General features: G+C 61.2%; 14 protein-coding genes and 3 pseudogenes. 12 read left to right on the top strand and 5 right to left on the bottom strand.

From position 1 onward, the window contains the following. Positions 1-98: 98 nt before the first annotated feature. The 5 genes from DPM33_RS03010 (at position 99) to DPM33_RS02990 (ending at position 3,775) form a co-directional block, all read left to right on the top strand. A complete protein-coding gene (locus tag DPM33_RS03010; RefSeq protein ID WP_112095943.1) occupies positions 99-824 on the top strand; it encodes an SDR family NAD(P)-dependent oxidoreductase in 726 nt (241 codons plus the stop codon). Between the two features lie 5 nt (positions 825-829). Next, positions 830-1,303, top strand: a complete 474-nt coding sequence (locus tag DPM33_RS03005; RefSeq protein WP_112095403.1) for a RidA family protein — start codon at positions 830-832, stop codon at positions 1,301-1,303. 124 nt (positions 1,304-1,427) lie between these two features. Then, a complete protein-coding gene (locus tag DPM33_RS03000; RefSeq protein WP_112095401.1) occupies positions 1,428-2,462 on the top strand; it encodes a D-cysteine desulfhydrase family protein in 1,035 nt (344 codons plus the stop codon). A gap of 52 nt (positions 2,463-2,514) precedes the next feature. Beyond that, positions 2,515-3,273 (top strand): alpha/beta fold hydrolase, encoded by a 759-nt coding sequence (locus tag DPM33_RS02995; protein WP_112095399.1) that lies wholly within the window; start codon positions 2,515-2,517, stop codon positions 3,271-3,273. A 199-nt stretch (positions 3,274-3,472) separates the two neighbouring features. Continuing rightward, a complete protein-coding gene (locus DPM33_RS02990) occupies positions 3,473-3,775 on the top strand; it encodes a putative quinol monooxygenase (RefSeq protein WP_112095397.1) in 303 nt (100 codons plus the stop codon). 9 nt (positions 3,776-3,784) lie between these two features. Here DPM33_RS02990 and DPM33_RS02985 read toward each other — a convergent pair whose 3' ends face one another. Beyond that, positions 3,785-4,837: an IS630 family transposase gene (locus tag DPM33_RS02985; RefSeq protein WP_112095394.1), complete on the bottom strand. Its 1,053-nt coding sequence runs from the start codon at positions 4,835-4,837 to the stop codon at positions 3,785-3,787. Between the two features lie 448 nt (positions 4,838-5,285). On the opposite strand from DPM33_RS02985, the pseudogene DPM33_RS02980 reads away from it, so the two are divergent. Continuing rightward, positions 5,286-6,423: pseudogene (locus tag DPM33_RS02980) on the top strand (IS110 family RNA-guided transposase). A gap of 599 nt (positions 6,424-7,022) precedes the next feature. Here DPM33_RS02980 and DPM33_RS02975 read toward each other — a convergent pair. From DPM33_RS02975 to DPM33_RS37345, 4 genes and pseudogenes are all read right to left on the bottom strand, one after another. Continuing rightward, positions 7,023-8,216, bottom strand: coding sequence for an IS91 family transposase (locus DPM33_RS02975; RefSeq protein WP_112095392.1), 1,194 nt, complete (start codon positions 8,214-8,216; stop codon positions 7,023-7,025). A gap of 5 nt (positions 8,217-8,221) precedes the next feature. After that, complete coding sequence (locus DPM33_RS37355) at positions 8,222-8,353, bottom strand: hypothetical protein (RefSeq protein WP_281004777.1); 132 nt, start codon at positions 8,351-8,353, stop codon at positions 8,222-8,224. Positions 8,354-8,359: 6 nt separating this feature from the next. Next, positions 8,360-8,569 (bottom strand): annotated as a pseudogene (locus DPM33_RS37350) (tyrosine-type recombinase/integrase); the annotation flags it as partial. A 128-nt stretch (positions 8,570-8,697) separates the two neighbouring features. Next, positions 8,698-9,060, bottom strand: a pseudogene (locus DPM33_RS37345) (tyrosine-type recombinase/integrase); the annotation flags it as partial. Positions 9,061-10,316: 1,256 nt separating this feature from the next. Between DPM33_RS37345 and DPM33_RS02965 the strand changes: the two are divergent. From DPM33_RS02965 to DPM33_RS02940, 6 genes are all read left to right on the top strand, one after another. Continuing rightward, positions 10,317-13,133 (top strand): leucine-rich repeat domain-containing protein, encoded by a 2,817-nt coding sequence (locus DPM33_RS02965; RefSeq protein ID WP_167448924.1) that lies wholly within the window; start codon positions 10,317-10,319, stop codon positions 13,131-13,133. 304 nt (positions 13,134-13,437) lie between these two features. Beyond that, on the top strand, positions 13,438-14,568 hold the full coding sequence (locus DPM33_RS02960) for a hypothetical protein (RefSeq protein WP_245441969.1): 1,131 nt from the start codon (positions 13,438-13,440) through the stop codon (positions 14,566-14,568). Next, on the top strand, positions 14,565-15,881 hold the full coding sequence (locus DPM33_RS36775) for a hypothetical protein (protein ID WP_112095388.1): 1,317 nt from the start codon (positions 14,565-14,567) through the stop codon (positions 15,879-15,881). Before DPM33_RS02960 ends, DPM33_RS36775 begins: the two co-directional genes overlap by 4 nt. Further along, positions 15,878-19,726: a coiled-coil domain-containing protein gene (locus DPM33_RS02950; protein WP_245441994.1), complete on the top strand. Its 3,849-nt coding sequence runs from the start codon at positions 15,878-15,880 to the stop codon at positions 19,724-19,726. The genes DPM33_RS36775 and DPM33_RS02950 overlap by 4 nt, the downstream gene beginning before the upstream one ends. Next, positions 19,723-21,060 carry a hypothetical protein gene (locus DPM33_RS02945; RefSeq protein ID WP_112095386.1) on the top strand — a complete coding sequence of 446 codons (1,338 nt, stop codon included), beginning with the start codon at positions 19,723-19,725 and terminating at the stop codon, positions 21,058-21,060. Before DPM33_RS02950 ends, DPM33_RS02945 begins: the two co-directional genes overlap by 4 nt. Then, positions 21,057-23,117: a hypothetical protein gene (locus DPM33_RS02940; protein ID WP_112095384.1), complete on the top strand. Its 2,061-nt coding sequence runs from the start codon at positions 21,057-21,059 to the stop codon at positions 23,115-23,117. Before DPM33_RS02945 ends, DPM33_RS02940 begins: the two co-directional genes overlap by 4 nt. Positions 23,118-23,124: the final 7 nt, after the last annotated feature.

The following is a 23,124-nucleotide window of genomic DNA, read 5'->3' as shown; positions in this document are numbered from 1 at the left end:
ATTCCAGATATTTCCACCTAATCGAGAAATCGTGTCTGCACCATATACGCTCTCACTAGGGCAATCCGACAGACGCCGCCCTTCCATTGGAGATGAACATGCAGACGCGGAAAACGGCAGTGATCACTGGCGCCTCTCAAGGCATCGGTGCCGGCCTCACGAACACCTTTCTCGAAAGAGGCTACAATGTCGTCGCGACCTCACGGCAGGTCAGTCGGTCGACGGAGCTCCACGCATCCGACCGACTGGCGCGCGTCGACGGCGACATTGCGGACCCGGAGACGGCCAAGGCCGTCGTCGAAACCGCGCTTGCACAGTTCGGCTCGATCAACGCCCTGGTCAACAATGCTGGGATCTTCTTCACCAAGCCTTTCGTCGACTACACGATCGAAGATTACCAACGCCTCGCGGCCACAAATCTCGAAGGGTTTTTGCACCTCACGCAGCAGGTCGTGCGGCAGATGCTGGCGCAAAAGAGCGGCGGCAGCATCGTCAGCATCACTACGCCGCTGGTGGATCGGCCGATTGCCGGCGTGGACGCCTCGGTCGCCATGCTGACCAAGGGCGGCATTGAAGCGATGTCGAAGAACATCGCCATGGAATATGCCAAGGAGCACATCCGCGCCAACACGGTCGCGCCCGGCGTTGTCGACACGCCGCTCCAAAAGGATAACCCGAAGGACTTCCTGAAGACGCTCTCGCCCATGCACAGCATCTCCGGCGTCCAGGAAATTGCCGATGCGGTGCTCTTCCTGACAGAGGCGCCGCGCATAACCGGCGAAGTGCTGCACGTCGATGGCGGCGCGCATCTGGGAAGGTGGTGACCCGTATGAGCACGCAAGCCAGCGCAGAGCAGCGGCTGAACGATCTCGACATCGCGCTCCCGCCGCCGCCTACCCCTTTCGGAGCCTATGTCGAGACCGTGACGATCGGCAATCTGCTCTTTCTGAGCGGCATGCTGCCGGTCGTCGGGCGCGAGCTGCAATTCATCGGACGCGTCGGTGGCGCGCTGTCGGTGGAGGACGGGAGAAAGGCTGCGGAGATCGCTTGCCTCAGCGCCTTATCCGCGGCCAGGGAGCATCTCGGCTCGCTCGACAAGATAACCGGCGTGGCAAAGCTCGGCGTCTATATCGCCACGGAAGTCGACTTCCGGGACCATCCGAAAGTCGCCGACGGAGCGTCCGAGCTGCTCGTCAAGGTCTTCGGCACCGGGATGCTCTCGGGCCGCGTGGTTCTTGGCGTCGCCAGCCTGCCCCTTGGCATGCCGGTCGAGGTCGAGCTCGTCTTTGAAATCGCGGCTTAGGCGAACAAGGCAGCGCTTTGCAACACATGGAGGTAACGATGAAATTCCAACGCGCGTTGCGGGACACCTCGACCAAAAAACTTACGCGAGATGAGCGGTCGTTTTCCACTACCAAGGTGTAGTCATGTTTCTTTCCCAAGCCCTTAGTCTCATGCCCCGTCGCGCCTTGTTGGAAGGGCCGACTCCTATTCAGCGCCTTCATCGCATCGAGGATGCTTTGGGCTTGTCGTCGAATGGCGTTCGAATCTACGCCAAACGAGACGATCTCATGTCGCTGGGTGGCGGCGGTAACAAGCTGCGGAAGCTCGAGTTCCTGCTCGGCGATGCCGTTGCGGCGGGCGCGGACACGATCATCGCCACAGGCGGCCGGCAATCGAACTTCGCGCGCCTGGCGGCGGCCACGGCCGCCAGGCTGGGCTTGGCCTGCGAACTGGTTCTCGCGCCCTTGGTGCCGCGTGGAGGCGACGAATACGATCGAAATGGCAATATTTTGCTCGACGATCTTTTCGGCGCTCGCATCCACAACCTACCGGCCGGCGTCGACCCGACACTATTTGCGCAGGACCGGTTCGAGGAGCTGCGTCTGACCGGCCACACCGCCTATATGGCGACGCTCGGCGGTTCATCGCCAGTCGGAAGCCTCGGCTACGCGACCTGCGCGCTCGAAATCGAGACGCAATCCAACGATCTTGGCATTGATTTCAGCGCAGTCGTGGTCCCGAACGGAAGTTCAGGGACGCAGGCTGGACTGGTCGCGGGATATCGGGCGCTGGGGCTTGATACCACGCGGGTGAGATCTCACTCCGTGCTTGCGCCTCCCGCCAGCGCCATTTCGACGACGGTGGAGAGGGCCAATGCCGCACTGACTCTCCTGGGTTTTGAGGCGTCGCTGAGCTCGAATGACGTCAACCTTTCGGGAGACCAGCTGGGTCCAGGCTATGGCATTTCAACATCCGCCATGGTCGAGGCGGTTCGGCTGATGGCGAGCCGGGAGGGCCTGCTGCTAGACCCTGTGTACGGCGGGAAAGCGTTCGCCGGTTTGCTGGCCGACATCTCGGCCGGACGATATGCGGCTGGCGACGACGTCCTCTTCATCATGACCGGCGGGACTCCCGGCCTCTACGCCTACGCAACCGATTTCCTCGACGCGGTCCACTAGGGCCCGACCTTAGCAACATTCTCAACCCCTTGAAACACCGCAGGAGACTCTCATGTCGACACTACGAAAGACCTTTGCCATTGCCATCATGGTTGCCTTGAGTGGCACCATGGTTCGCGCTGAATCAAAACCGGCTGTGAAAGATATCGTCATTGTCCACGGCGCCCTGGTGGATGGCTCAGGCTGGCGAGCTGTCTACGACATCCTGTCCAAAGATGGATTCCATGTGACTGTCGTGCAGGAGCCGCTCACTGGTCTCGCTGAGGACGTCGAGGCCACCAAGCGCGTCATTAATCAGCAGACGGGCCCAATCGTGCTGGTCGGTCATAGCTATGGCGGTTCTGTGATTACGGAGGCAGGCGCCGATCCAAAGGTCAGTGCGCTGGTCTATGTGGCCGCTCTCCAGCCCGATGCAGGGGAAGCCAGCGGGCAGCTTCTGGCAAAGTTCGCCGCGCCAAGCGATGCCATGCGGGCCGCTCCGGCCGCCACGGGCAAGTACTTCTACATGCAGCCAGCCCTGTTCGCTGCGACCTATGCCCAGGATGTCCCGGCAGCGGACGCTCAATTCCTGGCAGATTCACAGCAGCAGCTCGCGGAGAAAGCGCTGGGAGCGCCGGTCTCCATGGCCGCATGGCGAACCAAGCCCAGCTTCGCTATCCTGACCACCCAGGATCATGTCGTGAGCCCAGAGCTTCAGCGCTGGATGTATCAACGCTCGGGCGCCAAGGTGACCGAAGTGAGCTCAAGCCACGCCGTCTTCATCTCTCAACCACGCGCGGTCGCCAAAGTGATCGAGGCTGCCGCAAAGTAGACGATTAGCCGGCAGGCATTCCGCTGATCACCTCATCGTCTAAGAGCGCACATGCTTTGCTGTTGACCGGCACGCAAAGCATGTGTGGCTGGGGTGACGCAGCCGGATGGGCCCTTCGCGCGGCGTTTGGTTCCCGTAGCTGCGGCGTAGCGATTTCGCGCGTAACGGCACGCTAGAGCACCTTTCATCACTCACCGGCATGGTCATTCTTCGTTTCAAGATCCATTCAAAACCCGACAAGAGCGACGAACTGATGGCCGCGCTGGCCGAGATCATCACTCCGGCGCGAGCCATCGATGGCGTCATCAATTTCGATATCGCACGGGTCCTGCGCGATCCCGATTGGTTCATCGCGACGGCGGTTTATGAGGACGGCGCCGCTCTCGAACGACAGGAGGCACTTGCCGAGGTGCACAGGGTCATGGCGATGTTGCCGGAGTCGCTGGTGACGCCGCCTGAACGAACGATCTACGACGCGTCGCTCGACCCGACACTCGCATAGGTCCGGTTGCTAGTGGATGGAATCTGACACTTGGTGCCCACGTTTGACGGCGGCAATGATCTTGTCGGGGTCTGCGGTCCAATGGAAGGGCTTTGGTTGCTGGTTGTGTTCTTCGAGGAAGCGGTTGATGGCCGCCTGCAGGTCGACGACAGAATGAAAGACGCCGCGCCTGAGGCGTCGCTTCGACAGCTTGGCGAAGAAGCCCTCGATGGCGTTGCACGAGGTCGGCGTGAAGTGGCGGTTGAGCCAGGCACGCACCTTCGGGTGCTTGTGGGCGGCGTAATTGTCGAGGACGACGTGGACGGCCTTGCTGACCGGAACTTGCGCCTCGATGGCGTTGAGGAAGCGGATGAACTCCTGATGACGATGCCGCTGCATGTTCTTGCCGATAACGGTGCCGTCGAGCACGTTGAGGGCGGCAAACAGGGTGGTCGTGCCGTTGCGCTTGTAGTCATGTGTCATGGTGCCGAGCCTTCCCTTTTTCATCGGCAGGCCGGGCTGGGTGCGGTCGAGCGCCTGGATCTGGCTCTTTTCGTCGACCGACAGCACGATGGCGTGGGCCGGTGGATCGACATAAAGGCCGACGACGTCGCGCAGTTTGTCGACGAACTGCGGATCGTTGGAGAGCTTGAACTGGCGCCAGCGGTTGGGCTGCAGCCCGTGCGCCTTCCAGATGCGACGCACAGCGCTTGCGCTGATGCCAGCCGCTTGCGCCATCATGTCCGCGGTCCAGTGCGTCGTCTCGCCCGGCGGGTCCTGCAATGTCAGCGCCACCACGCGCTCGGCCACTTCCGGTCGGAGCGGCGGAATGCGCGAAGGCCGCGTCTTGTCGCGCAACAGTCCTTCGAAGCCTTCGGCGGCGAAGCGCTCCTGCCAGCGCCACACGCAGGTCTTGGACTTGCCGGTTTGCCGCATGATCTCGACGGTCCCCACGCCGTCGCTGCTCAACAGAATGATCTCGGCGCGCCAAACGTGCTTCTGTGGTGCATTGCGATCCCGGATCAGCGCATTCAGGCGCTGGCGATCAATCGACGAAACGGTGAGGGATATTCCTGTGCGCATGCGCCAGACTCGCATGCAAACCCACGAAAGGGAATCCCAAGCCGGACTCTTATGTCAGGCGAGAACCACTAGCAGGCAGCGCTCTCGAAACGCCGGAGCATGATATCACACCGATCCGCCTGCCGCCGAGCGTTGGTATCTCCGGCATGCCGGGCTGGTGCGAAGGATCTCTTCTGGTCCAACGAAAAGTCCAGCTTCTCAAGGACACCGCGGAAGCACACGACGCCTTAGTTAATGCCAAGCGCTTCTGGCGTTGAGGGAGCATGCAGAGCGAGTGACGAAGCTCCAATGCCCGCTTCTGGCGCAACCTCAGCGTAATCCCGGCAATGTCCGCTTTCGGCGAATGGAGAAGTCCTCAGTAATGACTAACATATGAAGATCCTATGGGGATGGAAGGCGGCCAGCGCTCTGCCAGAGTGAAGTCGCTAAACATCACCTGGAGGTCAGCATGCAAGCCAACACCGCCAAAGCCCCGGCCGCGATCCGCGTCGATCTTGCCGCAATATTTGTCTCGCTAGAACTGTCTCGTTCAAAATGGCTCGTGACTTCGCTCTTGCCAGGTGGGGGCGAGAGAATGTCGAGACACCTCGTGTCGGGGGGCGACATTCCGAGTTTGCTCGATCACTTCGCAGAGCTGCAGCGAAAGGCGGAAGTGCGGACAGGGCATTCAGGAAGCTGGTCTGGATGGATTCTGGATACATCGGGTCCTCGAACGCGAAGGCATCGAGAGCTATGTCGTCGACCCGGCATCCATTGCCACATCGCGTCGCCGCCGGCGGGCCAAGACCGACAGGATTGACGGGGAAGCACTGGTTCGGGCGTTGTTGGCCTACAACCGCGGCGAGCCTCGGGTTTGCGCGATGTTGCGAGTGCCAACGCCGGAGGAGGAAGACCGTCGCCGATTGGTGCGCGAGCGGAAGGCGCTGACGAACGAGCGGATCAGGCACGTCAACAGGATAAAGGGCCTTTTGTTCAGCCAAGGTGTGTCCGGATACGAACCGTTGCAAGGCGATCGACGCAAATGCCTCGACGCGCTCATTACCGGAGATGGGCGTCCACTGCCGCCAGCGCTCAAGGCGCAGATCAGCCGCGAGCTTGATCGCATCGAGCTGCTGATCCAGCAGATCAAGGATGTTGAAGAGGCACGCGACGCCTTGCTCGTCGCGGCAGATGAACCAACACCGGCCCTGCTGCTCAGCCTCAAGGGAATAGGTCCTGAGTTCGCGGCCGTCCTGTGGTCTGAGGGATTGTCGCGCAAGTTTGACAATCGACGACAGGTTGCCGCCTACGCCGGATTGGTGCCAACGCCCTGGCAAAGTGGGCAGATTAATTGCGAGCAGGGGGTCTCGAAGTCCGGCAATCCTAGGCTCCGGTCGACGCTTGTCCAGGTTGCGTGGCTTTGGGTGCGCCATCAACCCAATTCGGCACTCAGCCAGTGGTTCAGGGCGCGAGTCATCCAGAATGGTGGCCGGTACAAGAAGACGGCGATCATCGCCCTCGCTCGGAAACTGCTTGTTGCGCTGTGGAAATACGTGAACGCCGGAGTCGTTATAGAAGGAGCTCTCCTGACGAAACCATCAGCGTAGACGCCGATCGATCATAACAATCTCCAGGACCGATCTGGCCTGGCAGATCCTCGGTAGACGAACCGACGAAACTCATGGCCTCAAACAGCCGCCGCTGAAGAATGGTTTCGTCTCTTGGGTCCGAATCCGCCGCAAGCGGGATCATGGAACAGGTGCATGCGCCCTGACCGAATATAAGGTGGACTGGGTTCGTTCGCGAACCGCGTCACGCAAACGGACTCATCGAATGGATCTACGTATTGGCCCCCGGAGGTACATGACAATGTCGACGTGATGCCGTTTGCAGTTGACCTTCCCCATATAAGGGTTTCGGGTGCCGGCAGGCGTACGAAAGCCTCTCATGCAGGAACCCGCGGGCAGCAGCCCGGTGAGCTATGGGGATTTGTATTTCGGGGTGTGCCAGCGTCTGTCGCGGACGTCCACATGGGACGCTGGCGGCTGGTCGAGCATGCGGCTTCTAGGCCAGGTCGGAGAGCTTCTTGCGGTGATACCGACGGACTTCAAGTGCCTGACGACCGGCGCCATAGCGGGGCGCGTATACCTTCCCGTCGACCCGCGCCGGCGTGGCGCGGTCGTGCGAGGAAGCGGTCCATGCCGGGTCATGGGGCGGTCTCGCGGTTCGTCGTCCGTGCGCCCGGCGGTCCGCGCGGCTGCCTGCAGCGTTCGAACACCTCGATGACGATCATGCGGCCGCCGCAGCACGGGCACGGCGGGCGGAAGTCGTCGGGTTCCGCCGGAGGATCGTTCGTGACGGGAGGCGCGGCCGCCAGCAGTTCGCGGGCGAGCGCGAGGCAGTCCTTGCGAGAGCCGCCTGCGAGCAGGCCGTAGTGGCGGATGCGATGGAAGCCGCGCGGCAGGACATGGAGCAGGAAGCGGCGGATGAACTCGTCGGTGGCGAGCGTCATGACCTGCTGCCGGTCGGCGCCGTCGCGGCGATAGTCCTTATAGCGGAAGGAGACGCCGTCCTCGTCGAAACGGATGAGGCGCCGGTTCGAGATCGCGACCCGGTGCGTATAGCGCGACAGATAGGCGAGCACCGCCTCAGGACCGGCGAAGGGCGGCTTGGCGTAGACCACCCAGCGCTTCTTCCGGGCCGGCGAGAGATAGTGCAGGAAGGCCCGTCGCTCGGCGAGGTGCGCCATCGATCCGAAGAAGACGAGCCGCCCGGCGTCGTGCAGCGTGAGCAGTCGGGTGAGGAACAGGCGGCGGAAGAGCTTGCCGAGCACCTTTACCGGAAGTAGGAAGGCCGGGCGCGAGGAGACCCAGCGCGTCCCGTCGAGCGCGATGCCGCCGCCCGGCACGATCATGTGCACATGGGGATGGTGCATCATCGCCGAACCCCACGTGTGGAGCACGGCGGTGATGCCGATGCGCGCGCCGAGATGCTTCGGATCTGCCGCGATCGTCAGCATCGTCTCCGATGCCGCACGGAACAGCAGGTCGTAGACCAGCGCCTTGTTATGGAAGGCGATGTCGGCGACCTCGGCGGGCAGCGTGAACACGACATGGAAGTAGCCGATCGGCAACAGGTCGGCTTCGCGCTCGGCGAGCCATGTCCGCGCCGCCGCACCTTGGCACCTGGGACAGTGCCGGTTGCGGCAGGAGTTGTAGGCGATGCGCCACTGGCCGCAGTCCTCGCAGGCCTCGACGTGGCCGCCAAGGGCTGCGGTGCGGCAGTTCTCGATCGCTGACATCACCTTGAGATGCTGCTGGCTCAGGTGTCCGGCATGGGCGGCCCGGTAGGCGGGCCCAGCAACTCGGAAGATGTCGGCAACCTCCAGGTCCGCGCGCACCGGGTTTAGCCGGGAGGCGACTTATCCTGCATCAGTGCCATCAGCCGGTCGAGCGGCCCTGCGACCGCGTGGATCGTCCGGGTCGAGACCTTGGTGTAGAGCGCTGTCGTTTCGAGCTTGCTGTGCCCGAGCAGCACCTGGATGACGCGGATGTCGACATCCTGCTCGAGCAGGTGGGTAGCGAAGCTGTGCCTCAGAGTATGCGGGCTGACGCGCTTGCGGATGCCGGCGACTTCGGCGGCTTCCTGAACCGCGCGATGGAGTTGCCGCGACGAGATCGGATCGGTGCAACTGCGCCCCGGGAACAGCCAGCCATGGGAAGCATCACCCCACGACGCCTGCCTTCGCGCCACCACAGCCGCAGCAGTTCCAAGAGTTGCGGCGAGAGCATGGCGTTGCGATCCTTGCGTCCTTTGCCCTGTTCGACGCGGATCAGCATGCGCGTGCTGTCGATATCATCGACCTTGAGGTGCGCGACCTCGGATACGCGCAGGCCCGCGCCATAGGCGACACCGAGCGCGGCCTTGTACTTGATGCCAGGTGCTGCTTCGAGCAGCCGCGCCGCTTCCTCCACGCTCAGCACGTCCGGCAGCTTGCGTGGATAGCGCATGATCACCAGCACACGTGCCAGATCCCGCCGCTTCAGCGTCACCAGGAACAGGAACCGCAACGCCGAGACCGCGCCGTTGATGGTCGCAGGCCCGACGCCGTTCTCATGCTGATGCAACTGGAAGCGGCGGATGTCCTCGGGCGTCGCGGTATCGGGAGACCGTCGGAGGAAGGCTGCGAAGCGCCGGACGTGACGAACGTAGTCCTGCTGGGTATGGGAGCCCAGGCCTCGCATGAGCATGTCTTGCTGCATGCGCTGGCGAAGCGGCGTGATCGGCGTATCGGTCGACAGAGTATCCATGGCGAGTTCCTCTCGTTGAAGGAACTCCATGGTCGGATCGCAGCTTCTACCCGCTCAAGACCAATGCCTGTCGCACCATCTCAGAACCAGGTGCCCCTCCCGCGAAGCGGGTTCGTGCGATAAGGCGCAAAGCTGCCATCCAGAACGCCCAAATACCGAGCCTAGTGTCCTACCTTGTCCGAAAGCACCCGCAATTCGGGCTGGTCCGCGGCGCAGAAAGTTCGAAAAGCTTCCAAGAACCCCAGTCGACAGCGAATTGTAGAACGATAAACGAGCGCTTCCGGCGGAAAGTGGAACATGCGCGCATTGGTTCAGATTGCGCCAGTGCGTCAGCAGAGGCTTCGTTCGGTAGCAGCTTTCCCACTGAAAAGGCCTTACGGAACCAGCCGGTGCACATTGCATCGGTTTGGGCTTAAATTGCCTTCTGTTGCCACTTGCCAGCAACTACATCGAGGACATCGGGCCGCTCCACGAACTCTTTGGCCGGCAATGTTATCGAGGTTATTCCAGGTCCCTTAACCGGTTGTGGATTTAACTACCAGCCTAAATGGCCCGATTTTAATAATAATAGAATCACATTTGTCGGTAGAGGGTGGAAATCCTGGAATAGTAACGACACTGAATTTGAGCGGAGATAGGATTGAGAAAGCCAAGCTGCTCCTTGGCGGCAATCCAGTTTGCGTTGCCACGAACGACCTTGAGACGAAAGCAGCCTGTGGAAGAGTTCCCGCAGACCAATTGGAGCTCCAGTAGCTCCGGCAGCGACGTTCATCAGCCAGCGTTTTCTTCGGGGTCCGGAAGGCATCGTCCGGCGAATGATTGTATCGGGAACGCTTCTCAACCGGCAACGAATGGAGGCCGCAACTCCGAGCTGACCTGCATCGGCGTGTGAAACGCAGAAATTAACCGGCAGTTAACCCTATCCCGATTTTTCAGTTAACGCTAAATAATGGCGTCGTGTGCATTGCATTGATCGCTAAATTATCCTATTGTACCTGTTCTTCATAAGTTAGGCGGCAAATATTGATCGCGTTGCACTGGGGCGGCCGGGCATCTTGCTATGCCCAGATTTTTCAAGACCTTAGCTAAGCTCGCGATATTTTTACTGCCTGCCTTCGCGGGGCTTGGCGTGGCGCATCTCAGCCACAGTGTGGTACCCCGACGTAGCGCTAGACGATGGAGCGCGTATGATGCGGCTGCGCCTTGTCCTTTTGCTCGCGCTAGCGCTGATCGGTTGGCCGCGACCGAGTTTGGCGGATGCTCCCAATCTGGTGCTCGTTGAGGACTCCGGTGGCGGCACCCGCCTCAATTTTCCCCTCCTCATTTCGAACGGCCGCGGATATCGCATCCGCTGTGCCGCGCAAACTGACGAAGAAAAGATCATTCAAGGGCTAGGCTTCGTGCTAGCGCCATCCGATGTCTTGAGCGCGGTCGATCCGGCGGTAGCGGCTGCCAAACCGCTCGACAATCCCCTGCTCTGCCCAACTGCGCCGAACTACCCGATCAAAATCTTCACTGTATCGGAACCAGCGGGCCAGGCGTTCTATATGCAATTCCCCACCGATTTCGGGTCCGCGTCCTATGGCAACCGTATTTACCGGCCGAGCTGTGTGGGGCTCATCGACGCGCTGCAGATTGATCTGACGAAGGCGATCAACGCCGACCCGCGCCCCTTTTTCGGCAGCGACATCTATGACATCCAGTGCTTGCGTGGTGCGCCGCTGCAATCGCACCCCGACAGCTTTGCCGCATGGTGCTCGAAGTCCGACCTCGGCGACGAACAGCGCAAGACCGTGCTGGCGCTCTTGCAGTCGACGCCGGGCGGCACCACCGCGCTGGGAGACCCGCCCAAGTGCACTGCCGCGCAATCCTACCTGACCACAATCACTTCGCTGGATTTGAGTGGCTTCGATCTGACGAACCTGGAGCCGCTGGAGGTTCTGCCAAATCTCACCAGCCTCTCGTTATCCCGCAATCGCATCGCTGACCCGGCTTCCTTGGCGAAGCTCGTCGGCCTTACCTTTCTAGATCTATCCGGCAACCAGATCGAAAATCTTTCCGCGTTGGCGCCGTTGATCGTACTCACGAGTCTCGATCTCGGCCACAATGCCATTTCCAACCTGCGGCCTCTGTCATCGAACCGGGCGCTGACCCAGCTCAATCTCGGCAGCAATCAGATTACCGACGTAACGCCCCTGCACTTCCTGCAAAAGCTGACGGAGCTCAATCTCGCCAACAACCAGCTCAACACCGCGAGCGTTGCCCCCCTCACCTCGCTGGGTGCACTGACGCGTCTCGACCTCACGAACAACAAGATCGAAATACTGGACAGCTTCGGCCAGTTTCCGGACGCCACCGAAATCAAGCTGGCCGGCAACCCTGTAATGGGGGCGGCGAGCCTGGGGTTCACGGAGGTATGTGTGCTTCATCGCGGCGACGCCTCGCCCTTCGGATTTACCATCCGCGCGATGTTAACACTTGCCGGCAACCAGAACTGTGAAGGTGCCGGCGCAGCACTCAATTCCATGACCACGCTGGACTTGAGCAACAAGCAGATCAGCGATGTTCGCCCCATCGCTATGATCAAGAACCTCACCGCTCTCAATCTTTCGACCAATGCTATCGTCGATATCGCACCTCTTGCTGACATCGCGGGCCTGTCGACGCTCAATCTCGCAACCAACAATATTGTCAACGCCAGGCCGCTGGCCGAATTGCCGTCGCTGACCACCCTTGATCTCAGCAGTAACCCGGTCGACGTTTCGGGATTTCTGCCGGCCTGCTTGGTGCGCGGACAGGCGAGCCTGCTGAACGACACGCAGAAGGCCGAAATCGCCGCGCTTTTGAGTTTGACCGGGCAAGACAAGTGCCGGCGCGCAGCCGACCGGCTTGCCAGCATGACGGCGATCACGCTGGTCAACGCTGGCCTCAAAACCCTCGACTACTTTTCCATCCTGCAAAACGTGCAGCGCCTAGACCTGCACCAGAATGCCCTTGCCGATGCCACGAAGCTGACCAATCTTCCCCATCTCTCCGATCTGAACCTTGCGCAGAACCAGATGGCATCGCTGGCCAGCCTCACGAACCTGCGGGGGCTCGAATCGCTCGTGCTGGATAACAATCCGCTCGGGTCGTTGAACGGCATCCAATCTCTGGCCCGCTTGCGCAATCTGCAAATCAGCAACACGAGCGTCAGCAATATCGGCCTTCTCGGCAGTCTGCCGCTGCTGGAACGCGCCCAACTGCGGAACCTGCCCATCGCTTACGGCGGGCTTGAAGACTATTGCCTAGTTCACAAACTGGACCCCGCCGCGCTCGGCGAAGTCGGCCAGTTTATGCAGGCGCTCGAGCCCCGGCTGTCGGCAGCGGCGGTGAACTCCGCCGATTGCGACGCAGTGGGCGCCTGGGCCAGAACCGTCGACACGCTGTCGCTCAACCAGCTCAATCTCACATCGATCGAGCCGCTGCGTTACTTCACCAATCTGTCAGAGCTCTATCTTTCGCAAAATCGCATTCGCGACACCGAACCATTGCGTGGGCTCCTTCGCCTCACCGTCTTGGGCCTCGACGGCAATGAGTTGCAGGAAGCGCCATGGCTGCGGTCCGACGTCATCAAGATGCTTGGCCTCGCGCAGAATGCCATCGTCTCGGTGGCCGGACTGCAATCTCGCACCAGCTTGACGTGGCTAAACTTGATGAACAACCGCGTTCAGGATTCGCGGCCATTGGGCGGCCTCACTAGCCTCGGCTATCTCGACTTGCGCTTCAACCAGATCGCCACGGGCGAGACCGTCGGCAATATCTATCCGATGAAGCCCTATCTGAAGGGCAATTCCGTATGCAGTCTGCCGGTCATCCTCATATCGCCGCCGCCGCCAATCGTCGAGGCCTGTCGCCGCGAACCGATCCATCTCGATCCAGCTGTCATCGGCGTGATCACCAATGGACATGTCTTCCGCGAACGCACTTTTAGCGGAGGCGTCAATCATATTGTGCAACCGCCGTAAGCGCGGCCGCCACATCGCCGTGGCTTTTATTTAAATCAAATTTCGCGATATTTGTAGTATTGCTCAATGTCGCGCCGGGTTCTGTTGTGCGCTCAATATTTCAATTTTTATTTTTTTGCAACTTTTTCTTGCCTCATAGCCCGACGTAAGGTATAGATTGCTATCGCCATTTGACAGCTAATTAGCCACTTAACTCAAGTGCTTATCGCAAGTCTTCCGGATTCTCTTCAGAAGAGTCGATGGTTGCTTGCTTTTGAGAGTCGAGCCTGCGCATTCCGAACAACTCATGTGCGGGAGGGACGCTTTGCTGCGCCATGCCATGGCCTGTCTGCAAGCCGGAGCGCGGCCCCTGCTGCGGGCCATTCTGCTTCTTGGCCTGGTGCTCGGCCTCTCGCGGCTGGCGCTGGCGCAGCAGATTTGCGGCGCCGCGCTTTCGCAATGCGACCTGACGGCGGACGCGGCTTGCCTCGAGAAAACCTACGCCTGCGGCGAGTACGATACGATCATACAGACGCTCTTCGTGGAAAGCCTGGAGGCCACCCCGGACCAGAAATATTTCATCGGCGCCTCGTTCTACGGCCGCCACGTTCGCGAGAGAGCGGCTGGCATTCAGTGCGAGATGGTCAAATTCTCGCGTGAATACCTGACGGACTATCTCACTAGCGTTGACGCGGAATTCAACAAGAGCGGCAGCTTCGGAACGGTCCGGCAGATGGATCAGATCTATCACGCCTCACAGATGCTTGCCGACCTGGGCGATGTGACCGGCTGCCCGGAATCGGCGCTCACACGCGCTGCAGTTGAGGACTTGGCGCGCTCGACGGCCGACAGCTACGCACGATCGGTCTTTCTGCAGCCGTCGCCCGAGGCGAGATCGGCATTCGATACGCTTCTCCTCACGCTGCGCGGATTTGTCAGCAAGGCGTCCGATCTTGAAACCGGTATTGCGCTGCGCCGGGTTGAGATCAAATCGGCGCAAACTCATCTGCAGGCGATTCGTGCCGTCTTCGTGAATATCTTCGGGCCGGTCACCGGCGCCGGGGCAACGCTCGCGGTAAATACCGCCATTCTGGATGGATTGCAGACCACCACCCAGCAGATGCTGCGCTCGGTTGAAGTATCCGAGGGCGAATTCAAAGCAGCGCTCGGCGGTGTCAGCCCCGAACAATACGCCAACCTGCGCGGCCAGACGGTGGCCGATGCCGAAAACTTCCTTAAGGTGTCTGCCTTTCACATCAACATGATCGGAGTGCTATTGCCGACCGATCCCGCCAAGCCCTTCTGGCAGCTCGATCATGACGTTCACGCCAACAACCCGGCCCAGGCTGCGTTCGACGATCTCCGCCAGATCAAGGCGGACTGGAAGGCCAACGGCCAAGCCACAGGCATTTGTGCCCAGCCCGGTGCCGCAACCCGCATCTGGTACTGTCGATGAGAGCGCTGGCGGCCATTTTGCTCTGGACGTTCGCGTCCGCGGCGGCGCAGGCGGACTCGATCGTGCAGCGCGCTTATACCTGGCAGCAGCTCGACCAGTTGTGGTCGCGCACGCTGGCTGCCGCCTCGCCCGATCCCACGCGCTTTTCCCTGCTGGGTGCCGGCGCATCGGCGCCAGCACCCAGCAGAGATGTGCCGCCCAGCGACCTCGGCGTGCCCTTCGCCGGCGACGTGGTGGGTGAATCGGCCAACCCCCAGGGCGCCACCAGTGTGCATGCTTTTCCGGTAATACCGCTGTCAGCCGATGATGCCTCGGTGTTGATGCGCCGCCTCGCCTGGGCGGAAATTTATCTCGGCCGCTATCGCTATTTCGCGCCGGTCTCCACCGACGCCGCCGACACGCTTACCACCCTGAGCGCCCGCCAATATGCGGCAGCGCTCGAAGCCTACCTCATCACCGCGCGCCTCTATTTTTCGGCGGACGATCTGCCAGGAAAATGCGTCCGGCTCACCCGCTTGAACGAGATCGCCAAAGGCCCGATGTCGGGCGCCACCGCTGACGCTCTGCCCGAGCCATGGCGGCCGCTTCTTCCCATTGCCCAAGCCACCCGCGACAAGCTCGGAACCGATGTGCTGGCGAAACTCGTCTGCTCCGTGCAGCCGGTCCGTGGCCGCGCCGACACGGTCAAGTTGGTGGAAACGCGGGTGCAGGAAAAAATCATTACCGCCGTGCGGGCGAAGGTTGACGAAACGCTCGGCTTAATGAACGCCAAAGCCACCGAGTTCCAAACCCTCGTCAACAACATGAATGTGCCTATCAAGTCGGCCGAAGTAATCGAGCTCGAGCGGGTGCTCGGCAATGCCCAGGCGAACATGGTGCTAGTGAAGGAAGACCAGCTCAAGGCGGCAGCAACCATTGCCGCCTTGAGCGCCGTCGATCTGTCGACTCTCAATCAGCCGACGTCGCTGCAGGAGTTTCAGAACGGCAAGACCAAGCTCGCCACAGTGGTCGACCAGATCAACTCGGTGATGACCACCATGGCCACGCTCGCGCAGGTCTCGAACGATCCGGCACTCTCAGCTCAGCTCGCCCCTTGCGCAGCCTTGCAAGGTGCCTATTCCGCGCTCGATCTCTCGCGCGACACTGGCGCGCTCACCGCCCAGATCGACGGACCCTACGAGGCTTGCATCAACCAGGCCCGCACCGTTGTTGCGCAGTTCCAGCAGCCCTCGCTCGAAAAAACGCAGATGGCGGCGCTGGCCAAATTCGTCCGGCAGATTTCCGAAGCCTACCTGCTGACGGTGCAGCCATGAGAGTGCTGATCGCCCTTCTGCTTCTGATCGCCTCCTTGCTGCTAGGCCCGCGTGCGGCCTGGGCCGATAGCTGCCAAGAGATGGACGTGGACGCCGCGGCCTCGCACGCTGCGGAGCTCACCACCACGCTGAAGATCGCCAATTTCCGCGCCGACGTTAAGTATATGGGCGATGTGGCGCTCGAGTTGGAGCAATTCCTGTCGACCTGCGGCGACGAGGTGACCGGACGGCTGGCGGTGGTATGCGACTTCGATTGCCATCTGCAGCTTGGCCGTTACCGCCTGTTCCTGGCCGCCGACATGCCCTTCTTGTCGTCCGCAGGCGGAGTGACCCGCAACGACTCGCCGCTGTCGCCGCAATCGGCACAGGATATCGGCCGGCAGGGAATTGATGTCGTCGACCGCGGACTGCGCATCCTGGCGCGCCAGCAGGCGGGCGATGGCGGCACCCAGGCCGGCGCCGATGCAAGCTACCGCACCTTCGTGCGACAGCTTGTTCAGCTTTCTTCGCTGAAGATTCAGCTTCTGATGAACACCGGCGACATCTGGTACCAGACGGTCTCGGAAGCGCGCGTCAAAGCACTGGATTTCATGGTGACCAGCGCACTCGGCTCCGCCGGCGGCACCACCAGTCCAGCCGCGCAACCGAACCTCTCCAAGGCCTTCACCAATTACGAGGAGGCGATGTGGGTTCTGGTCGAAACCAAAATGGATGTGCCCGGCGATAGCACTTACGATGATCTCCGCGCCGACCTGCTGCTGCAAGAGAGCGATCTGACCGCGCGCATGGACAGCGTGAAGAAAGGCCTCTTGTTCCTGAACATCGACCCGATGCAATTCACGACCATCCCGTTCGAAGATCTGCAACAGGCGCTCACTGAAAGCGAAAACCGTCTCAACGATGTCGAACGCAATGTCGAAACGATCGTCGAGCGCTGGTACGCGAACAAGGAGGGAGAGGCTACTCGCGCCCTGGACGAGCAGCGCACCATTCGCAGCCAGGAAGTCAATCTGATCGCCCACAAGATCGGCAAGCTCGAACATGAGGCGCAAACCTTCGCCACCTCCGTTCAACAGGAGATCAACAGCGTCGATGCACAGAAAGATACCTTCACCTACCGCCAGCAGATCCGCACTCTGGAGATAGACCTGGCCACCAAGATGGCCGAGTTCGAAAACCAGCGCCAGCAGATTAACGACCGGCAGGAACTTGACCTGATCGTGCTGTCAAAGGAGGCCGAAGTCGAGCGCCGTAACGAACTGCGTTGGCTGCTAAGCTGGGAAATGACCAAGATGAATCTGGATCTGCAGATTTCATCGCTCGAGAGCCAAATTACCGAATATGATCGCCAGACGGCGCGCAATGCCAACCAGCTTGAGCAATCCGTCCGCCAGCGCCAAATTCTGCAGACCCAGATCGAGAACGCCCAGTCGGGCATCGCCAAAGCGAACGACGCCATCGCCGAACTGCATCTGCAGCAGACCGACATCTATGCGCGGAAGCGCAAGGTGGACCGGGAAAGCATTTGCGGTATCGAAAACCAGCTCGCCTTCATCGGCAGCCCCACCACGGAGCCGTTCACACCGGCGCTGGCGGGCGAACAACCATGCCCGACAGTTGTGCAGGCTTTCACGCGCACTGAATATGTGAACCAGATGTGCGGACCTGATGGCCACTCGGGCCTGAGGGCCCAGCTTCTGAGTTCGCAGATTCAGGCTAAGGCCTTTCTCATGAAGTGCGTGGTCGGCACTGCCGATTTTTCCGACCTGCAGCCGCTGATCGCCGACCAGCAGATGATCACAGCGAACATTCCGCTGCCGCAGGAGCTCGCCAACGTAAGCTGCGGCAACTTCACCCAGACCGAAACTGACTTCGCCAAGAAGATCTATGAATCCGAAAAGGATTATTACGCCAAGAAGAAGAGCGATCTCGAAGAAGCCCGTAGCCAGGTCGACGGCCAGCTCACCGAAGTGATCGCCTGGTTCGCGGCCTTCAATGGCACCACGCAGGCGGCCCAGATCACGCTAACCGCGATACAGGCCGCCTATGCGGTTGCCGCCGCAGTGCCCGAGATCGATGTCTGCGCCTGTGGCCTGGCGAGTGGTGCCGGCACCAAGACCGATGTTTCGAAGCCGGTGAAGGCAGCCCTCGATGCGGCTCAATCGATCCTTTCGACAATCATCGCCACAGGGCGTGTAACCCAGGAAAATATCAACCAGATTAACGGCCTGCAGCAGCGCATCACCCAATTGCGCCAGGCCAACGAAGAACTCGATCTCGACAGGGCGTTGAAGGCGCGGGCGCTGATCGACACACACTTCCAGCTTGCGGGCCGCCTCGCCGAGGGCTCCGAGGAAATCAAGGAACTGACCCTGCAATCCTCGATGGCCAATGTCGATTGCCAGAGCCAGACGCTTGGCATCGACCAGGAGATCGCCCGCCTCAACGCCGACCACAAGCGCCTAATCGCGGGCCTCGACCTTCAGGCCGGCGAGAACGATCTGCTGAGCTTCCAGCTGACCGATCAGCAGCGCACCATCGACCGCCTCAACAACGAAATCGGCATCCTGAACCTCGAGCTCGACAAGCTAGCCCTGGCAGACCAGCAACTCAACGACGACAATGCCCGCATTGCCCAATTGGTGAGTGCGACCCAGGGCAGGATCGACCGCGTGAAGGCAGCGCAGACGACCGTCACCGGCCTTGCCGACCAATCCAATGCCTCGACCAATCTCATCAACGAGCTGCGCGACCGCCAGAAGCAGCAGATGCTGGCGCTCAACAACGATGAGCTCGCCTTCATCGAAAAGCGCATCACGGAGTCGAAAGGCAACACCGAAGAATTGGTCGCCGGGCTCAACCAGGCGAAAGACCTCGGCCTCAAGAGCCGCGATCTGCAGGACAGTATTTTGAAATTCCAGGGCAACATTCAGGCCGAAGTGAAGGATCAGCAGGACCAGATGACCGCGCTGGTGAGCCAGATCGACAACCCGGCAGACCGCAAGAACCTGTTCATCGCCACGCAGGACACCATGTCCGATCTGATGAAGGGCGTTCCCGAATATCTGGTCACCAAACGCCGCATACTGGAAAATTCCAACCGGCTTCTGCACCTGATGCGCCGCCGCTTCGCAGTGGTGCAGGCCTTCACCGGCGGTGTGGACACCATTCCCGAAACATACGTGCGCAACGCCACGCAATTGCAGGAACTGATCGACGACATCGTCAACAAGCGGTTCTTCGACGAGCGCCAGATCAACATCGATGTGGCGCAAATCGTAGTGCCGGCCAATTCCGGCTTTGCGCGCAAGCTCGCGCTCGATGAAAAAGTCGACTTCGAGGTGTCGCCCTTTGCCTCGACAGAGGCCTTGATGAAGGCAAACGGCTATTTCGCGCTGTGGTCACCAACCAAATTCCGCGACCGCAAGAACCTGACTCTGATCGACGCCTTCATCGGCACCGATTATCAATGCACGGGCGCCCAATGGAACCGCTTCGCGCTGGAGCATCTGGGAAGCGGCTTTGTATTAAAGCCACTGGCGGAAGGCTCATCGGAAGTCTCCGCGGACATCTCGGTCGGGCCCGAGCGGCTGGCGTTCCAGACCTTCTTCAATCAGGCCGACAGCCGCGACGAAATCAACCGCATCATCCGCTATTGGGTGCAAGACCGGTATCAGGCCCGCAAATTCCCGCGCCTGCCGGGTCCGTCGAACGACTCGGCCCTTATCCTGCCCTATCTCGGCGCGCCGTTAATTGGCTCATACCGGCTCTCCCTGCAACCGAGCGATTGCCCCTTCGATGGCGCGGTCTACACGCTCTATTTCATCTTTGCGAGCGCGCCATGAACCGTTGGGCTACCGTGCTCGCGCTTGTCATGCTGCTCGGCGGCAAGACTGAGGCACGCGATATCTTCGTCAACAACATGGCGGGATACACAATCGACAGCCGGGTTCTCGACGCCCCGAATTGCGATGGCACCGCCTTCTCCGATGTGACGCTGCAATCCTTCGAAAGGGCGCTGTGCATTTTCCACCGCCCGGCGCGCAGCCCGGACGACAGCCAGACCGTCATCAATCTGATGCAGCAGGCGCAGACGCAAGGTCTGCCGCCGGTGCACCAGCAACTTTCGGCGCTGATCACCGGGCTCGCGCAATGCTCTGAAGCGCAGCGCCATCTCGATGCCTATCGTGCGTCTGCGAACAAGAACCTGCTGGAGAGAACCTATTTCTGCCATGACCGGCGCCTGGCGCAAGCCGAACTGAACGGCATCCACTGGAACCATGCACTGTTCGACTATGCCGACGGACTGCCCGTAAGCCGTTCGCTGGATGCTCGCCTCACCGAAATGGGCGCCTGCCAGGCGGGGCCGCTCAATTCTTCCTTCGATGCCGAATGCGGCCTCCTCACCAATCTGTCGGAAACCGAGATCAACGCGTTCGTGGATGGGGCGGCAGATGATGTCATCAAGAGCTTCTTCGCCAGCGTCGAAAGTCCGATTACTGCCATGTTCAGCCGGAAGGTGAAGCGGGCCGAAGGATTGGTTGAGAACGCCACGGCCGGAATCGCTGACATCAAGTCGCAGGCCGACACAGTCAATCAGGAATATGACGCGCTCAATTCCGTCTATGTCGCAGCCCGCGACAGCAAGATGGGGCCGATCTACGACGCCTACCGCTCGGCCATCCTGCGCGCGACGTCCATTCTCGATGAGTTCGACCGCTGGAAAGGTGGCCTGTTCATCACTGTCGAAAACGTCAATCTGATGCCGAAGATTACCGAACGCTCCGGCGAAATCGATGGCGAGCTGAAGCGCGTCACTGATCTCGGCTTCCAAGCCAAGGCGTCCGTGCTGGTGGCCGACATCCGCAACGTTATTGACGCCGATGCCGAAGACAAGGCGGCAGTCGCGTCGCTGTGCCGCATCTATTATTGCGAGCTCACCAACCGCCGGGCGATGGCCGGCGTCATCCGCGCGTGCCGCCGTCCGGCGCTCGCCAACAACCCGCTGTGCGTCGGCCAGAACGGCCAGATCAACAGCGGCATCCTCACCGTCGATTTTCAGGGGCAGCATTCGGTGTCTGTCGATGCTCTTTGTCAGTCAGCCGGTCTCGATCCGCAGATGACGCACATCAACATGGACGCCACGACCTCGGCGGCCTGTCTGAGCAACATGCAATGAAACATCTGTTGCCAATCCTGCTTCTGCCGTTGCTGATGTGGTCGGCGGGCGGCGCCGTAGCCGAAACGTCGCCCACCCTCGATGTTTATGTCGACGACCAGAACAACGATGTGTTCGTCGCCGTTTATGGCGAGAAGGCCGTTGAACTCACCGGCTGCAAACTCGCCGCGGATGGCCTGCGGCTGCTGCACCTTCCCGGCTCCACCCCGGCGGTTGAAACGACCCTCGCCAAGCTGCAAAGCGAAAAGGCGCTCGGCCAGCAGGCCTCGCTGCCTTGTCCCGGCACCGCCTTCGATAAGGTGTGGCCCGCAACCACGCCGGTGTGGGCCGATCTCGAAGCTTCGGGCAATTACTATCTGCCGGCGCCCACTGGGGGCGGCTATTACGGCGTGCCGACCGCCTGCAACGAAATCAAGACGGCGTTGGCCATTCGTGAGCGCTTGCAGCTGCCGGGCGTACTGCATGGCCTGAAGGCGCCGCCGGCCCTCGGCACGCCGCTGGTGCTCGATTGCGGGCGCGGACAGGCGGAACCGCCGGTGGCAGGCGGCACCAACCCGGCAGCCCGCTGGAGCCTGCATCGCTTCGAGACCTTCCTCAGCGCCGAGAGCACCGGCGACATTGTTTATGTCGCCCGCTACACGCCGCTGGGCGACAATCCGGTGCCCTCCTACCTGGCCATCCTCCGGTTGAACGGAAAAGCCACGCGCGACATCGTCGTCGACGGTGGGGCGGAAGCGGCGGCAGCCGAAGCGCAGCTCCGCGCGCTGTTCGGTGTGCCGGAAGGGACTCCGGTGGAATTGCTTGGGGCAGAAGCCGTGAGCGCGCTGCGGCAGGCGGTTTATGCCGATCTGTGCCTCGCCGATTGCACCGGCTATCAGCGCGCCAGCGCGAGCTTCCAGAACCCGGCATCGGATCTGGGATTGACACCGCTCGGCCCCGGAACCGTGAGCCCCACCCTCGACGCGCTTGGCAATCAGCGCCTCGACTGGACGTATCAGGATGGCCACAGCCTGTCGTTCACTGGCTGCCCGCGCTTGACTGAAGCCATGGGGCTTCCGGCGTCGCAACTTGGCGACTGGATGGCGGCCGCGGCCCAAGCCGCTGCCGATTCACCCAAGCCGGGGGTGAGCTTTGACTGCCGCGGCACCGCACTCGACACCTGCGTGCGCCGCCTCAACGCGGGCGATGCGCTGACATCGGCACAGTTCGCTGATGCCGCCGACTGCACCGGCCGCGCCAATCTGCGGATCGAACTGCCGGCCTTGACGAAGGCACCGGCCGCCCTCGTCATCGGCCCCACCGCATTCAAAACGGTGCAGATCGCGCCGGCGCCCGGCGTGGCCCGTGCCCGCCTGCAAGTGAGCGAAAGCGGCATCGCAGCGGGCACCACCTCCTGCATCCTCTCGAACACTGGCGTGCTGATCGCCGCCGTCGGCATTGCCCGGCTCGAATTGCAGAGTGTCGATCTCGTGCGCGTGTCGAGCGCGTCGAACGAGGAGGTTGTCGGCATCCTCATGCAAGGTGGCGCACTGGCGTTGAACCAGACGTCGATTGGCACGTCCGGTGAAGGATTGACGACTGTCAGCCGCGGCATCACCCTGTGCCTTGGCGATCTCTATGCACACGCCCTGCATGTGGAAGCCGATACGCTGGCGCTCCAAGGCATTCAGGCGCGGGTTGTACTCTCGGGCTCCCCAACGGCCCGCAGCAGCCTCAGCCAGGCACGTTATGGCGCGGTTCTAAGTTCCACAAGTTCACTGCGCGCTGACTTCACCGACGTCACGGCGGCCAACCCGCTGGTTCTGCGCGGAGCCCAGGCGGCAGGCCAATCGGCGTCCTTCGTGCCGCTTCAGCCAGGCGCGATGGTTGGTTCGGGGCTCCAGCTCGAACGCGGGTCTTCGGCGCATTTCACCACCTCAACCATTGCAGGCTTCCGCTGCGCGGTGAGCTTCGTCGACTCGCAATCGATCGCAACCCTTTTGCTCCCCGGCAATGACGTCACCCACGACAACATCAACGGAGCCTGCGGGCCGGGACGATTTAGCTTGATCGAATAGAAGACCA

This window comes from Mesorhizobium hawassense, assembly GCF_003289945.1.
Taxonomy (GTDB): Bacteria; Pseudomonadota; Alphaproteobacteria; order Rhizobiales; family Rhizobiaceae; genus Mesorhizobium; species Mesorhizobium hawassense.
Note: the sequence above shows the minus strand (reverse complement) of the source record. Positions and strands in the feature narration are given on the sequence as shown.